Here is a 15,735-nt window from a genome sequence, read left to right on the forward strand (position 1 = left end):
AGCGAAGGAATCGCACTCGTGGCACTTGAGGTGCTGACGGATCTCAACAAGGTCCGCAACATTGGCATCATGGCTCACATCGATGCCGGCAAGACGACCGTGACGGAACGCATCCTGTTCTACACGGGCATCAACTACAAGATCGGCGAGACGCACGACGGCGCCTCGACGACCGACTGGATGGAGCAGGAGAAGGAGCGCGGCATCACGATCACGTCCGCCGCGGTCACCTCCTTCTGGAACGGCAACCAGATCAACATCATCGATACCCCCGGCCACGTGGACTTCACGGTCGAGGTCGAGCGCTCCCTGCGTGTGCTCGACGGCGCCGTCGCGGTCTTCGACGGCAAGGAGGGCGTTGAGCCCCAGTCCGAGACCGTGTGGCGTCAGGCTGACAAGTACGAGGTCCCCCGCATCTGCTTCATCAACAAGATGGACAAGATGGGCGCCGACTTCTACTTCTCGGTCGGCACGATCCGCGATCGCCTCCACGCGACCCCGATCGTCATGCAGCTCCCGATCGGCGCGGAGAACGACTTCGAGGGTCAGGTCGACCTTCTCACCATGGAGTCGCTCCGCTACCCGGCGAAGGACGAGAAGGGCGAGCCGACGCTCGGCGCCCTCGTCGTCCGCGGCCCGATCCCCGAGGACCTCCAGGCGAAGGCCGAGGAGTACCGCGAGGCCATGGTCGAGGCCGCCGCCGAGGGCTCGGACGAGCTCACCGAGGCGTACCTCGAGAACGGCGAGCTCACGATCGAGCAGATCAAGGAGGGCATCCGCGCCCTCACGGTCGCCGGCAAGGCGTTCCCGGTCTACTGCGGCACCGCGCTGCGCAACATGGGCGTCCAGCCCGTGCTCGACGCGGTCGTCGACTTCCTCCCCTCCCCGCTCGACATCGAGTCGGTCCGCGGCTTCAAGCCCGGTTCGGACACGGAGGAGGAGACCGAGTCCCGCAAGCCCGATGAGAACGAGCCCTTCTCGGCGCTCGCGTTCAAGATCGCGGCCCACCCGTTCTACGGCAAGCTCACCTTCGTCCGCGTGTACTCCGGCAAGGTGGAGTCGGGCGCCCAGGTGCTCAACTCGACCAAGGGCAAGAAGGAGCGCATCGGCAAGATCTTCCAGATGCACTCCAACAAGGAGAACCCGGTCGATCAGGCGCACGCCGGCCACATCTACGCGGTGATCGGCCTCAAGGACACGACGACGGGCGACACGCTCTGCGCGATCGACAAGCCGATCGTCCTCGAGTCGATGACCTTCCCGAAGCCGGTTATCCAGGTCGCCGTCGAGCCGAAGTCGAAGGCCGACCAGGAGAAGATGGGCGTCGCGATTCAGAAGCTCGCCGAAGAGGATCCGACCTTCACGGTCGAGCTCGATCCGGAGACGGGCCAGACGATCATCGGCGGCATGGGCGAGCTCCACCTCGACATCATCGTCGACCGCATGCGTCGCGAGTTCAAGGTCGAGGCGAACGTCGGCGCGCCGATGGTCGCGTACCGCGAGACCATCCGCAAGACGGTCGAGAAGTACGAGTACACGCACAAGAAGCAGACCGGTGGTTCCGGCCAGTTCGCGCGCGTCATCATCGCCCTCGAGCCGCTCCCGGCCGATTCCGAGGAGGAGTACCAGTTCGAGGACAAGGTCACCGGTGGCCGCGTCCCGCGCGAGTACATCCCGTCGGTCAACGCGGGCATCCAGGACGCCATGCAGTCCGGCGTCCTCGCCGGCTACCCGATGGTCGACATCAAGGCGACGCTCCTCGACGGCGCGTACCACGAGGTCGACTCGTCCGAAATGGCGTTCAAGGTCGCCGGTTCGATGGCCCTCAAGGAGGCCGCGAAGAAGGCGAACCCGGTCCTCCTCGAGCCGATCATGGCCGTCGAGGTCCGCACCCCCGAGGAGTACATGGGCGACGTCATCGGCGACCTCAACTCCCGTCGCGGTCAGATCTCCTCGATGGACGAGCAGCACGGCGTCCGCGTCGTCAAGGCTCAGGTCCCGCTCTCGGAGATGTTCGGGTACGTCGGCGACCTGCGTTCGAAGACGCAGGGCCGCGCGGTGTACTCGATGGAGTTCGACTCCTACGCGGAGGTTCCGCGCAATGTCGCCGACGAGATCGTCGGCAAGGCCCGGGGCAACTGAGCCCTTCCCGACGCCTGGCTGCGCCCTCGTAAATCCGCTTTTCGAGGGCGCAGCGAGGCGCCTCACACCGAAGAGAATCCCTGTAGGTTTCATGCGGGCTGGGTGTTAGAGTGACACCTAGCCAAAGGCTAGAAAAACTACCCGAGTCCAGGAGGACACCAGTGGCGAAGGCCAAGTTCGAGCGCAGCAAGCCGCACGTCAACATCGGCACGATCGGTCACGTTGACCACGGCAAGACCACGCTCACCGCAGCGATCACCAAGGTCCTGCACGACAAGTACCCGGAGCTGAACGAGTTCACGCCGTTCGACCAGGTCGACAACGCTCCTGAGGAGCGCGAGCGCGGCATCACGATCAACGTCTCCCACGTCGAGTACCAGACCGAGGCCCGTCACTACGCCCACGTCGACGCCCCCGGCCACGCGGACTACGTGAAGAACATGATCACCGGTGCGGCCCAGATGGACGGCGCGATCCTCGTCGTCGCGGCCACCGACGGCCCGATGGCGCAGACCCGCGAGCACGTTCTTCTCGCCCGCCAGGTCGGCGTTCCGACGATCCTCGTCGCCCTCAACAAGGCCGACATGGTCGACGATGAGGAGATGCTCGAGCTCGTCGAGGAGGAGTGCCGCGATCTTCTCGAGTCGCAGGGCTTCGACCGCGACGCCCCGATCATCCAGGTCTCCGCTCTCAAGGCCCTCGAGGGCGACCCGGAGTGGGTTGCCAAGGTCGAGGAGCTCATGGAGAAGGTCGACACCTACGTGCCGACCCCCGAGCGCGACATGGACAAGCCCTTCCTCATGCCGATCGAGGACGTCTTCACGATCACCGGTCGTGGCACCGTCGTCACCGGTCGCGTCGAGCGCGGCAAGCTCCCGATCAACTCCGAGGTCGAGATCCTCGGCATCCGCGAGCCCCAGAAGACCACGGTCACGGGCATCGAGATGTTCCACAAGTCGATGGACGAGGCCTGGGCCGGCGAGAACTGCGGCCTCCTCCTCCGCGGCACCAAGCGCGACGAGGTCGAGCGCGGCCAGGTCGTGGCCATCCCCGGCTCGATCACGCCTCACACGAACTTCAAGGGCCAGGTCTACATCCTCAAGAAGGAGGAGGGCGGCCGTCACAACCCGTTCTTCTCGAACTACCGCCCGCAGTTCTACTTCCGCACCACGGACGTGACCGGCGTCATCACCCTCCCCGAGGGCACCGACATGGTCATGCCGGGCGACACCACCGAGATCACCGTCGAGCTCATCCAGCCGATCGCCATGGAGCCGGGCCTCGGCTTCGCGATCCGCGAGGGCGGCCGCACGGTCGGTTCCGGCCGCGTCACCGAGATCATCAAGTGATCCCTTCCGGCCGACTGAACCGCTCGCGGATCGGTCGGACCGGATGATCGCCTGAGGTCAAGCGACCTGAGAGGGCCGCCATCCCCGAAAAGGGGGTGGCGGCCCTCTTCGTTCTTCCGGGTACGCATATCGTGGATCGTTGTGTGCGGGGCGTATGGCCTCAAGTCCAGGAGACTCGCCGCTTGTGTCGAGCGTGCTCATTCTGCGACAATTACCGAGTGATCTCTGTCAGTCTTGCACGGCGCGGTTTCGTGCCATCGGTTGTGGCTCTACTTCTATCTCTGAGTTTGCTCCTGTCGGGAGCGCTTTCGACTGCCGCAGTCGCCGCAGGCGGACTCAAACTCGACCTATTCTTGGGAACTTACGATGGGCTCAAGGCCTATGCGAGCGGTGACCCGAATCCAACGCAGAAGTTGGACTACTGGTCTGGTGAGTCAGTCCCGGCGGTCGCCCAGATCGCGGCATCGGGAGAGGACTCGGCCACCGCGCAAGACGTCGCACTCACCCTCACGGTTCCCAAGGTGCGCGACGCGGAGGGCAAGCTACTGATTTCGACCCCGGCGTTCGTGGATTCCGAGCTTGCTGTGCAGGCCGGGGGCGGCACGGCCCGCTCGGAAACAGAGGATGCGTGGATCCTGACGTACACGTTCCCGAGCATGAAGGGCGGTCAGTTCAGCCAGCTGCCCTTCAATTTCTCCTTCCTTGATGGCATCACGCCGAATGGGACAACTGTAACGCCGACGATCGAGCTGAAGGTCGGCGAGGTCACGACAGATACGAAGTCGATCACGTTTACCGCGAAGTCGAGTGACGCCAATCAGGTCCGCCAGCTCTTCCGCGCCATGGGGGAATACCTTCAGGACAACAACGTGGATGTCCTTGATGAGAACAATCAGAAGATTGGGGTCACCAAGTTTTACAGTGAGACTCAGACCGACCACACGCCAGCGGCGGGTCTCACCACGTACTTCGGCGTGTGCACGCACTCATCAAAGGCCGCGTCAACGGACGCAAATCATGGCAATTACCAGTACCATACGATGACGTACGATGTCACCCTCCCCGAGGGGGCTGACGTCAGTGCAACGCTACCTGTGGGAGCGACGCTCAACCAAGGGTGGGCGTGGGTGGATGACACGCATCGGGTCATACGCCTTATTCGCTCGTACGATAGTAACTGGTGGGTGTGCGAGAAGAATAATGATCATTGGGACTACGAGCTGATCTATAGGAACGCACCCACCGTCGACGCTGATGGCAGTGCTCATCGTTACACACCTGTCGTTCATGCCACGGCCGACATGGGACTGGCGACGGAGAAGGACGCCGGTACCGCGCAGCTGAGCCACATCTTCGTCGAACAGGTCGTCCCCTTCAACGGGACATCCAGCGTTCTTCAAAGTAAGGCGCTTTTTGGGCATAGCTACGAGAACTGGCACTACGACAATGCCTCAGACGGCCATCTGACGATTGATGGCGACACTATCGACTACACTTGGGGCGGCAGGTTGCTCACGCGGATGTCCAAGGTGACGGGTGTCGCGCCCGGAGTCATGGCCTCCGATGAGTATCCTGAAGATCTCCCGGGCTTTCGCTGGGCACTCGACGTCCGCCAGTCCAATAATGGTACCGGCTACGCGGATAAGACCGGAGGAACGCACCACTTCGTCCACGAGGTCGTCGACACGGACCTCGACCCGCGTCTGTATTACCAGCAGTTCGATTTCTTTAGCACGCGTCAAGATGCTAGGAATATCTTGTATTGCGGCGAATCCGCGCTGACCGTGGATGAAATCAAAGCCCGGATCAATGCCACCAGCAACCACCTCTACGGCGTCAAACGGGACGGCACCGAGGTGGAGATCGCAAAGGACCTCGACTACGGCGACCGCGTCGCGATCAATGACACCGCCCGCGAGTACGCCAAGCTCCGACTGGTCTTCGATACCCCGCTCGAACTGGACAACTATCGCGCCTTTTTCTACGTCAGGGCGTTCCCAACGGATGCGGAGCTGGCGAAGTGGAACAGCGGCTACTACACCGAGAAGCAACTGTACGCGAATGACATGTCGTCGACCGTCACACAGGGGAGCGCCGACGGTCAGGTCGTGCAGTCCCTGAAAGACGGCGCCGAAATGTGGGACAGTCAGAAGTCGGACAACAACGCCGTCGTGTGGCCGCTCACGCCCAAAGTCGGCACTACGCTTAGGACGCCTGCGCGTGCGGACGTCAATCCGCCCAGCAACGGGGACCCCGATTGGTGGAGCGGCCCGTGGTGGACGACGGATGATGGAGAGGCGACGTATTCGCGCTGCAACGGCGTGGCAGCCGACAACCTCACCCCGAAGACATGCTCTCGACTGAAGAATCTTCAGATTTCCAGTTATCCGAAGCCAGACTGGGGAAGCGTGACGCGCACTCTGAAGAATGTTCGCCAAGTCCTTCTCCTTCCCCCCGGAGTCAACTACGTCCGCACTGACAGCACCCAGATCGCGCGCGATCTGGACGCGACCGCGCGAACACCGAAGATCGTGAAGGATTACAAGGGCACGGGTCGGACGGCGCTCATCTACTCCTACGGCGACATCGACTACACGCAGCCCGACTACGGGCTCGCGAACAGCGTGGCGACCTTCGTCACCGTCGATATGACCCTCTATGCGAACTTCGGTGTCAACACCTTCGACGCATACACGGTGTGGGACGGACCAGAGTCCGTTCAACCGACGGCCGACACGGCTCTCATCGATTCCCGTGATTTCGATGACGACGGTGCGACCGATGACAAGGTATCGCACACGACGTACGGAGTACGGCTCATCGCGCCGTCGGAGATCATCGGCAAGATGGAGACCTCTCTCAACGGAGAATCGGACTGGACGCTGTCGGCGCCGGCACAGGATCTGGGTTCGCCCGTTTACTACCGGCTGAGCGTCATGAACAACTCGTTGACGCCAACTTCGACGGTGAGCTTGCTCTCCGTCCTGCCCAGTACGACAGACCACAAGATCGTTTCCGACAGGGACGGCACATATGCTCACCGCGACTGGGAGTCGACGGCGACCGACGGCGAGACGGCGCTGAGCGGACATTCCTCCGCGTTCCGCACGCCGCTGACAGGTCCTGCCTCTAAGGTCCTCGTCGAAAGCGGGACGGTCACGAAAGACGCTTCCGACCGGGTGACTGTTCTGTATTCGGTGACAGAGCAGGGGACTGACCTTGCTTCGGTCGTCAATGCTCAGTGGTACACCGCTGAGGAGATCCCCGAGCACGGAGGATGGACTGCGGTGACCGCGGTGAAGGCGGACCTGAAGCCGGGGGAGGCGCTCGACTCCAAGGAGACGCTGCGGGTCATCCTGCCGGCTCGGATTCCGGTCCAACCTGCGACCACGCTCAACTCGAACTTCAAGGACGGAAAGTTGGCTGTGGCCTCCGTCGCCCTCGCGGGTTCAGGCGCCTCATATCTGGAGGCGAACGAGGTCACCGTCTCGACGGATCGCTACAGTGCGCGCGGTGCCGTGTTCCGTGACCTCAACGCGAACGGCGTGAAGGACGCTGGCGAGCGCTTCCTCCCGGACCAGTCCTGGACCTTGGTCAAGGACGACGGTTCCGAGGCGTCCAATCCCGGACGCGAAGCCAAGGAAGCGCCGAACACGACCGTTGACGTCGCCGCGCCGGTGACTATCGTCGGATCACACACCTCCACAGACCCGACCCTGCAACTCGCCGATCCGGAACTGTCTTCATCGCCGGTGTACCCGCGTGGCAGCTATGCCCTCGCGTTCACCAAGCCCGACGCGATGAGCTGGTCGCCGAAGCCGACCTCACCGGGTGACGCAACGGTCGTCAACTCGGCGGACGAGAACGGACGCACGGACCTCTTCGATCTCAACCCCGTGACCCGCACGGCAACGAGATACGCCGGAGTTGTTGGCACGCGTGATCTTGAGATCACGAAGACAGCACAAGACACAGGGCAGGCCCAAGAGGGCGTCGCCTTCACTCTGACATTCAAAGACTGGTTGGATTCAGAGGCGCCGACGCAGACCGTTAACCCGGCTCAGACACAGTGGACGGGAACAACCGACGCGAACGGCGCGCTCACATTCGCAAACCTGCCGTACGGCACGTACACCCTCCACGAAGGCGAACCGCTCACGGGCTATGCGCGGGTGGCGGATCAGACCGTCACTATTGACGCGGAGGGAGCCACCATTACCGGAGGCGTTGTTTCTCCCATCGCACTTGCCATTGCCGATCCTCGCGCCGAGGGGACGGTGACGGTGAAGAAGACCGACGACTACCAGCAGTCGCTCGCAGGAGTCGTTTTCGGCCTCTTCCCCGTTGACGCGAACGGTACTACCGCATCGACTCCGGCGTTCAACGCAACAACAGGTGACGATGGTCGAGTCCAGTTCACCAACGTTCCGTGGGCGAAGTACGTCCTTCGGGAGCTTTCCGGAAAGGATGGATACGTCAAGGCCGAAGGCGATCTCAAGACGTTCGAGCTTGGAGGCCCCAGCTTTGACGCCGGTACGGTCGTCAACAAACGGATCGACGGTACGGTGTCGGTAAAGAAGGTCGACGAAACCGGTGATGCTCTCGCAGGGGCGACCTTCGGTCTGTTCCCGGTTGATACGTCCGGCGTCGCTGCGTCGGTGCCGGTCATGAGTGCCACAAGCGGATCCGATGGGGTCGCGACCTTCACGAACGTCCACTGGGGCGTATATCAGGTCAAGGAGACGTCCGCGCCGGAAGGCTACACGCTGTCTGATACGGCGCTGACCGTGACGGTTGACGCCCAACACCTGACGGTCGCAGCGGGTACCGTCACCGACCGACCGATCACAGGCAAGGTCATCCTCACCAAGACCTCAGACGACGGCACGCCACTTGCAGACGTCGAGTTCGCCCTCTACCCGGTGACCAAGGGACCCGACGGTTCAACGACGGTCGCAGACGTTCCCGCGATGCGGGCTCTGTCCGACGCCAACGGCCTTGTCTCCTTTGATTCCGTGCGCTACGGAATGTACGAACTACGTGAGACAAAGGGCCTGCCCGGGTACCTGACGATGGAAAAGCCTCTTGGCGTCGTCGTCACCGCAGATGGAGCGACGATTGACCTCGGCCAGGTTGTCAACACCGCCGAGCGTGGTGCGATCCGGCTTCTCAAGACCGATGCGAAGACTGGCGATCCGCTTGCGGGTGCGACCTTCGCGATCTATCGAGTCGAAGAGGACGGAACCGTGGCCGAAGAACCGAACGATACGCAGGTCAGCGGTGCAGACGGCATCGTCTCGTTTGAAAACCTCACCGTCGGCGATTATGAAATCCGTGAAACGAACGCACCCACCGGCTGGCTGGTATCCACCGACACCATCTCGGCAAAGGTCAGTGCAGACGGGCAAGTCGTTGACGCGGGGCGCGTGAACAACGAACGTATTCGCGCTGACATCATCGCCCATAAGGTCGATTCTCAAACGCACGCGGGTCTCGCCGGAGCAACGTTTGCTCTTGAACGTGAAGGTCAGCAGATCGCGACGGCGACCTCCGACGCCGACGGACTCGTTACCTTCAAAGACGTCGAATACGGAACCTACACGATTCGCGAGGAGCGAGCGCCTCGCGGATACGCACTCTCTGAAACCCGACTCACGGCTGTGGTCTCGCAAAACGGCGTGTTTGTCGATGCGGGGACGATTGAGAATCAGTTCGTCGTCGACCAGTCCGCCTTGGCGCGAACCGGAATGGACGCCGAAGTTGTGAGATTGGCAGGTCTTGTGGGCGCGATCGGAGTAGGTATTCTGCTCGGTGTCAGACGCAGGCGAGTTTCGTAATCACCGCTCGGAGGGCATGCGGAGTACCCAGCACGGTGGCGCGTGCCCTCCGACACAGTCATCAATACAGTGCGGGAAGCCCTTGGGCGTGCTTTCGCCGAGTAGCGCAATCCGCCAGCCATAGACCGCAGGAACATCAACGAGGAGAAATCATGAACATCACAAAACCCGCCTGGCGGCGGCGAGTGGCGATGGCGTGCGTCGGTGCGCTTGCTGCGCTCGGCTGGACGACGGTAGGAGATGCCGCGCACGCTGCAACCGATCTGCCGGCCGCGCAGTTCGCATCGGTATCGGGTTCGGGTGCGTGCGCAGCAAACGAGCAGGCCCCGGCGACGTACACCGGCACGTTCGCCGCGAAGCTTCAAATGACCGAGCTGCTCAAGCCCTTCGAAACCCAGGTGAAGAGCGAGGCAGATGCCGGTCGCTTCCCGTGGGACAAGGAGACGGTGTCGACGAGTGCCTCGTTCTACTACACCGTGACCTTCCCGCAGGGAACGACGGTTCAGGCCGCGAGTGCCTCGGAGTCCTCGTCGATGATCGCGTCGGTGACTGAATCTGCGGTGAGCTCCGACTCCCTTACCCACACATTCAAGATCAAGCTCAACGACGTAAATTGGGCCGAGATCTACGCGGCCTACGAGCAGGATACGTCCAACCCGTCGGCTCACACGGTCGACGTGACGATTCCCTACTCCATCGCCGCCAATTCGGCCGATGAAGCCAAAGCAATCGCTGCGAGGAATGTCACCGCCACTGGCTCCGTCTCATTCTACCCGTCCCGCACCTATGGACTGTTGGGCATGGGCCTGCAGACCTTCAGCATGGACGCGTTCAGCGCGCCGGTTGCTTCCGACATGAGCGCTCTCCCGTGCTTGACACCCGCGGCCCCGGTCGGGCCGACCACTGTGTCGCAGGCGGGGACGTTGCCTGTGGATTTGTTGGGTGCTGTTGATTCGGGTGCTGTTGATACTGAGCATGATGCTGTGGCGGTGGCTGCGGGTCAGTCGTCGCCTGTGTCGTTGACGGGTGCGTTGTACACGGATCCGATCAAGGATCAGATGGCGGCAGTTGAGACGCAGTATTCGCAGACGAATCCTGATTTCGCGAATATTGCCTTGTCGAATGTGGATTTCGGTTTCGAGGCTGTGCTGACGTTGCCGGAGGGTATGGCGTACACGGATGCGTCGAAGTCTGCGACGCTGTCGGGGTCGGATGACTTCAAGGTGTCGAGTGTCGTGGTGTCGGGTCAGACGGCGACTGTGAAGTTCGCGCTGACTGATGCGGCGAAGGCGAAGGTGAGGACGTATGCGGATCTGAAGGCGCTCGTTGATGCGGTGGCGTCTCCGTTGCAGGTGACGGTTGCTGGTGTGGTGTTCACGTCGGCGTCGTCGGCGGATACGGAGTACACCGTGAAGGGTTCGGTGTCGGGTTCGTTTGCTGCGTTGGCGTCGAAGTCGGCTGCGACGGGTGGTCGTGAGATTCAGTTCAACTTCACGTGGACTGGTGAGCAGAAGACTGGGCTTGGGGATGCGAAGACTCAGCCGGGTATCACGTACACCGTGAAGTACAAGGCCGCCCCGGTCGGGCCGACCACTGTGTCGCAGGCGGGGACGTTGCCTGTGGATTTGTTGGGTGCTGTTGATTCGGGTGCTGTTGATACTGAGCATGATGCTGTGGCGGTGGCTGCGGGTCAGTCGTCGCCTGTGTCGTTGACGGGTGCGTTGTACACGGATCCGATCAAGGATCAGATGGCGGCAGTTGAGACGCAGTATTCGCAGACGAATCCTGATTTCGCGAATATTGCCTTGTCGAATGTGGATTTCGGTTTCGAGGCTGTGCTGACGTTGCCGGAGGGTATGGCGTACACGGATGCGTCGAAGTCTGCGACGCTGTCGGGGTCGGATGACTTCAAGGTGTCGAGTGTCGTGGTGTCGGGTCAGACGGCGACTGTGAAGTTCGCGCTGACTGATGCGGCGAAGGCGAAGGTGAGGACGTATGCGGATCTGAAGGCGCTCGTTGATGCGGTGGCGTCTCCGTTGCAGGTGACGGTTGCTGGTGTGGTGTTCACGTCGGCGTCGTCGGCGGATACGGAGTACACCGTGAAGGGTTCGGTGTCGGGTTCGTTTGCTGCGTTGGCGTCGAAGTCGGCTGCGACGGGTGGTCGTGAGATTCAGTTCAACTTCACGTGGACTGGTGAGCAGAAGACTGGGCTTGGGGATGCGAAGACTCAGCCGGGTATCACGTACACCGTGAAGTACAAGGCCGCCCCGGTCGGGCCGACCACTGTGTCGCAGGCGGGGACGTTGCCTGTGGATTTGTTGGGTGCTGTTGATTCGGGTGCTGTTGATACTGAGCATGATGCTGTGGCGGTGGCTGCGGGTCAGTCGTCGCCTGTGTCGTTGACGGGTGCGTTGTACACGGATCCGATCAAGGATCAGATGGCGGCAGTTGAGACGCAGTATTCGCAGACGAATCCTGATTTCGCGAATATTGCCTTGTCGAATGTGGATTTCGGTTTCGAGGCTGTGCTGACGTTGCCGGAGGGTATGGCGTACACGGATGCGTCGAAGTCTGCGACGCTGTCGGGGTCGGATGACTTCAAGGTGTCGAGTGTCGTGGTGTCGGGTCAGACGGCGACTGTGAAGTTCGCGCTGACTGATGCGGCGAAGGCGAAGGTGAGGACGTATGCGGATCTGAAGGCGCTCGTTGATGCGGTGGCGTCTCCGTTGCAGGTGACGGTTGCTGGTGTGGTGTTCACGTCGGCGTCGTCGGCGGATACGGAGTACACCGTGAAGGGTTCGGTGTCGGGTTCGTTTGCTGCGTTGGCGTCGAAGTCGGCTGCGACGGGTGGTCGTGAGATTCAGTTCAACTTCACGTGGACTGGTGAGCAGAAGACTGGGCTTGGGGATGCGAAGACTCAGCCGGGTATCACGTACACCGTGAAGTACAAGGCCGCCCCGGTCGGGCCGACCAAGCCGGTCGAGCCGACCACGCCGACTGAACCCACGAAGAACACGACGAAGACGCCTTCGACGCCGCGAACGCTCGCTAAGACCGGCTTTAGCGGCGCACTCGTCGGTGGACTCGGGCTGCTCTTGGCTGCAGCTGGCGCAGTTGCGGTTCGCCAGAAGCGCGACTGAGGCACTCTGCGTCTCTGTTGAACGCTCACGCGCGTGTGGGGCATCGACCTGAGTCGGTGCCCCACACGTACTTCACGCTCTCACATGCCCGTCTTGGACGACACGCCCGAGTGCGGGTACACTCGTCACCCGGTGCCGCTCCCGCTCGGCACGCGCGAGGCCCCGGCCTCGTCAATCGGAACGGGAGCGACGAACGATCATCCGGACGATGTCGGAGGATTCACACGCCCGCGGCGGGCGACGAACTTGCCGCGGCTCGCGCGAATCTGCCAGACTGGAACGGTTGCCCCGCGACCCCGCGGGGCGGTTCCGCAGGACTTCTGCGGACCGGGCTTCACGCCCGTGATCTTTGGACAAGACAACGGTCCGCCTCCGCCAGAGGGGGAACCGCGCAAGACTGCCGCCGAAAAGGCGACACGCCCGAGCGCGGGGACCGGTCGAATCTGTACGAGAAGAGGTAAGACGGCATGGCGGGACAGAAGATCCGCATCCGGCTGAAGTCGTATGACCACGAGGTCATCGACAGCTCCGCGCGCAAGATCGTGGACACCGTGCAGCGAGCGGGCGCCACCGTGGTGGGCCCGGTGCCGCTGCCGACCGAGAAGAACGTGTTCGTCGTCATTCGGTCGCCCCACAAGTACAAGGACAGCCGCGAGCACTTCGAGATGCGCACTCACAAGCGGCTCATCGACATCATCGACCCGACTCCGAAGGCCGTCGACTCGCTCATGCGCCTCGATCTGCCCGCGGACGTCAACATCGAGATCAAGCTCTGAGGACATCTGCAATGACTACTGACAACACGCAGCACGCGCCCGTCAAGGCGCTGCTCGGCCGCAAGCTCGGCATGACCCAGGTCTGGGATGCCGACGGCCGCCTCGTGCCCCTCACCGTCGTGCAGGTCGGCACCAACGTCGTCACCCAGGTCCGCACCGAGGACGTCGACGGCTACACCGCCGTCCAGATCGGCTTCGGCGAGATCCCGGCCCGCAAGGTCACCAAGCCCCTCGCCGGCCACTTCGCCAAGGCTGGCGTCGAGCCGCGCCGCCACCTCACCGAGATCCGCACCTCGGAGGCCGACTCCTTCGAGCTCGGCCAGGAGCTCGCCGCCGACACCTTCGAGGCCGGCGCCTCGGTCGACGTCTCCGGCAACACCAAGGGCAAGGGCTTCGCCGGCGTCATGAAGCGTCACGGCTTCGCTGGCGTCTCCGCCTCCCACGGCGCGCACCGCAACCACCGCAAGCCCGGCTCGATCGGCGCCTGCGCCACCCCCGGACGCATCTTCAAGGGCCTCCGCATGGCCGGCCACATGGGTGGCGTCCGTCGTACCGTCCAGAACCTCAAGGTTCAGGCCGTCGACACCGAGAAGGGCCTGCTGCTCATCAGCGGCGCCATCCCGGGTCCGAAGAACGGCGTGGTCCTGGTTCGCTCCTCCGTGAAGGGTGCGTGAAATGTCTGACGTCCAGACCCTCGACGTCCTCGATCTCCAGGGCAAGAAGACCGCCACGGTCGACCTTCCCGCCGAGATCTTCGACGTCCCCACGAACATTCCGCTGATGCACCAGGTCGTCGTCGGCCAGCTGGCCGCCGCCCGACAGGGCACGCACGCCACCAAGACGCGCGGCATGGTCTCCGGCGGCGGCAAGAAGCCGTTCCGCCAGAAGGGCACCGGCAACGCCCGCCAGGGCTCGATCCGCGCCCCGCACTTCACCGGCGGCGGCATCGTCCACGGCCCGCAGCCCCGTGACTACGACCAGCGGACCCCCAAGAAGATGAAGCAGGGCGCTCTCCGCTCCGCTCTCTCCGACCGCGCCCGCGCCGGCCGCATCCACGTCGTCACCGCCCTCATCGAGGGCGAGACCCCGAAGACGAAGATCGCCCTCAAGGCGCTGCGCGCCCTCGTCGAGGACCGCCAGGCCCTCGTCGTCCTCGACCGCGGGGACGAGCTCACCGCTCTCTCCCTGCGCAACGTCCCCGAGGTCCACGTCCTCTGGGCCGACCAGCTCAACACGTACGACGTCCTCGACGCCGACGACATCGTGTTCACGCAGGCCGCCCTCGAGTCCTTCCTCGGCACCAAGGAGGAGACCAAGTGAGCACCCTCGAAGCGAGCAAGAACCCTCGCGACATCATCCTGAAGCCCGTCGTCACCGAGAAGTCCTCCATCCTCATGGATGAGGGCAAGTACACCTTCGAGGTCGACCCGCGCGCCAACAAGACCGAGATCAAGGTCGCCATCGAGGCGATCTTCGGTGTCAAGGTCGGCCAGGTGGCCACTCAGAACCGTAAGGGCAAGACCTACCGGACCCGCACGGGTCAGGGCAAGCGCAAGGACGTCAAGCGAGCGATCGTGACCCTGCGCGAAGGCGCCATCGACATCTTCGGCGATCAGGCCTGAAACCCGGAGAGGTAGAGGACAAACATGGGAATCCGCAAGTACAAGCCCACGACCCCGGGTCGTCGCGGCGCGTCGGTCTCCGATTTCGTCGAGATCACCCGCTCCGAGCCCGAGAAGTCGCTGGTCCGCCCCCTGCACAAGACCGGTGGTCGTAACTCGAACGGCCGCGTGACCTCCCGCCACCGCGGCGGCGGCCACAAGCGCCAGTACCGCGTCATCGACTTCCGTCGCCACGACAAGGACGGCGTGCCCGCGGTCGTCGCTCACATCGAGTACGACCCCAACCGCACCGCCCGCATCGCCCTCCTCCACTACGCGGACGGCGAGAAGCGCTACATCCTCGCCCCGGCGAAGCTCAACCAGGGCGACCGCATCGAGGCCGGCGCCGGCGCCGACATCAAGCCCGGCAACAACCTCCCGCTCCGCAACATCCCCCTCGGCACCGTCGTGCACGCGGTCGAGCTCAAGCCCGGCGGCGGCGCCAAGATCGCCCGCTCGGCCGGCTCGTCCGTCCAGCTCGTCGCCAAGGAGGGCCGCTTCGCGCAGCTCCGCATGCCGTCCGGTGAGATCCGCAACGTCGAGATCACCTGCCGGGCCACGGTCGGCGAGGTCGGCAACGCCGAGCAGTCGAACATCAACTGGGGCAAGGCCGGCCGCATGCGCTGGAAGGGCAAGCGCCCGCACGTCCGCGGCGTCGTCATGAACCCGGTCGACCACCCGCACGGCGGTGGCGAGGGCCGCACCTCCGGCGGCCGTCACCCGGTCAGCCCGTGGGGCAAGCCCGAGGGCCGCACCCGCCGTCCGAACAAGGACAGCGATCGCCTGATCGTTCGCCGTCGCAAGACCGGCAAGAACCGCTGAGTAGGAGT

General features: G+C 63.3%; 9 protein-coding genes. All 9 read left to right on the forward strand.

Features of this window, described 5'->3' with window-relative positions; genetic code table 11:
* The first annotated feature begins 18 nt into the window (after positions 1 to 18).
* The 9 genes from fusA to rplB all read left to right on the forward strand — a co-directional run bounded on the left by fusA (position 19) and on the right by rplB (position 15,727).
* The gene (gene fusA / locus DY157_RS00630; RefSeq protein ID WP_115726709.1) at positions 19 to 2,142 is read left to right on the forward strand and encodes an elongation factor G; all 2,124 of its coding nucleotides are present in this window, start codon (positions 19 to 21) and stop codon (positions 2,140 to 2,142) included.
* A 161-nt stretch (positions 2,143 to 2,303) separates the two neighbouring features.
* Positions 2,304 to 3,491 (forward strand): elongation factor Tu, encoded by a 1,188-nt coding sequence (tuf, locus tag DY157_RS00635; RefSeq protein ID WP_115726710.1) that lies wholly within the window; start codon positions 2,304 to 2,306, stop codon positions 3,489 to 3,491.
* A gap of 353 nt (positions 3,492 to 3,844) precedes the next feature.
* A complete protein-coding gene (locus DY157_RS00640) occupies positions 3,845 to 9,328 on the forward strand; it encodes an MSCRAMM family protein (RefSeq protein ID WP_160159385.1) in 5,484 nt (1,827 codons plus the stop codon).
* Between the two features lie 152 nt (positions 9,329 to 9,480).
* Positions 9,481 to 12,468 carry a hypothetical protein gene (locus tag DY157_RS00645; protein ID WP_115726712.1) on the forward strand — a complete coding sequence of 996 codons (2,988 nt, stop codon included), beginning with the start codon at positions 9,481 to 9,483 and terminating at the stop codon, positions 12,466 to 12,468.
* A 467-nt stretch (positions 12,469 to 12,935) separates the two neighbouring features.
* Positions 12,936 to 13,244, forward strand: a complete 309-nt coding sequence (gene rpsJ / locus DY157_RS00650) for a 30S ribosomal protein S10 (protein ID WP_003790631.1) — start codon at positions 12,936 to 12,938, stop codon at positions 13,242 to 13,244.
* An 11-nt stretch (positions 13,245 to 13,255) separates the two neighbouring features.
* A complete protein-coding gene (rplC, locus tag DY157_RS00655) occupies positions 13,256 to 13,918 on the forward strand; it encodes a 50S ribosomal protein L3 (protein WP_115726713.1) in 663 nt (220 codons plus the stop codon).
* Position 13,919: 1 nt separating this feature from the next.
* Positions 13,920 to 14,564, forward strand: a complete 645-nt coding sequence (gene rplD, locus DY157_RS00660) for a 50S ribosomal protein L4 (protein ID WP_115726714.1) — start codon at positions 13,920 to 13,922, stop codon at positions 14,562 to 14,564.
* Positions 14,561 to 14,866, forward strand: coding sequence for a 50S ribosomal protein L23 (gene rplW, locus DY157_RS00665; RefSeq protein WP_115726715.1), 306 nt, complete (start codon positions 14,561 to 14,563; stop codon positions 14,864 to 14,866). The genes rplD and rplW overlap by 4 nt, the downstream gene beginning before the upstream one ends.
* 24 nt (positions 14,867 to 14,890) lie before the next feature.
* A complete protein-coding gene (gene rplB / locus DY157_RS00670) occupies positions 14,891 to 15,727 on the forward strand; it encodes a 50S ribosomal protein L2 (protein ID WP_115726716.1) in 837 nt (278 codons plus the stop codon).
* Positions 15,728 to 15,735 lie beyond the last annotated feature (8 nt).

Origin of the sequence: Actinomyces culturomici (genome assembly GCF_900499005.1) — a bacterium.
Lineage (GTDB): Bacteria > Actinomycetota > Actinomycetes > Actinomycetales > Actinomycetaceae > Pauljensenia > Pauljensenia culturomici.

What these genes read in the sequence shown, in the direction of transcription:
- DY157_RS00645 (WP_115726712.1), top strand. Translation starts at nt 9,481, where the DNA reads ATGAACATCACAAAACCCGCCTGGCGGCGGCGAGTGGCGATGGCGTGC.
- rpsJ (WP_003790631.1), top strand. Translation starts at nt 12,936, where the DNA reads ATGGCGGGACAGAAGATCCGCATCCGGCTGAAGTCGTATGACCACGAG.
- rplC (WP_115726713.1), top strand. Translation starts at nt 13,256, where the DNA reads ATGACTACTGACAACACGCAGCACGCGCCCGTCAAGGCGCTGCTCGGC.
- rplD (WP_115726714.1), top strand. Translation starts at nt 13,920, where the DNA reads ATGTCTGACGTCCAGACCCTCGACGTCCTCGATCTCCAGGGCAAGAAG.
- rplB (WP_115726716.1), top strand. Translation starts at nt 14,891, where the DNA reads ATGGGAATCCGCAAGTACAAGCCCACGACCCCGGGTCGTCGCGGCGCG.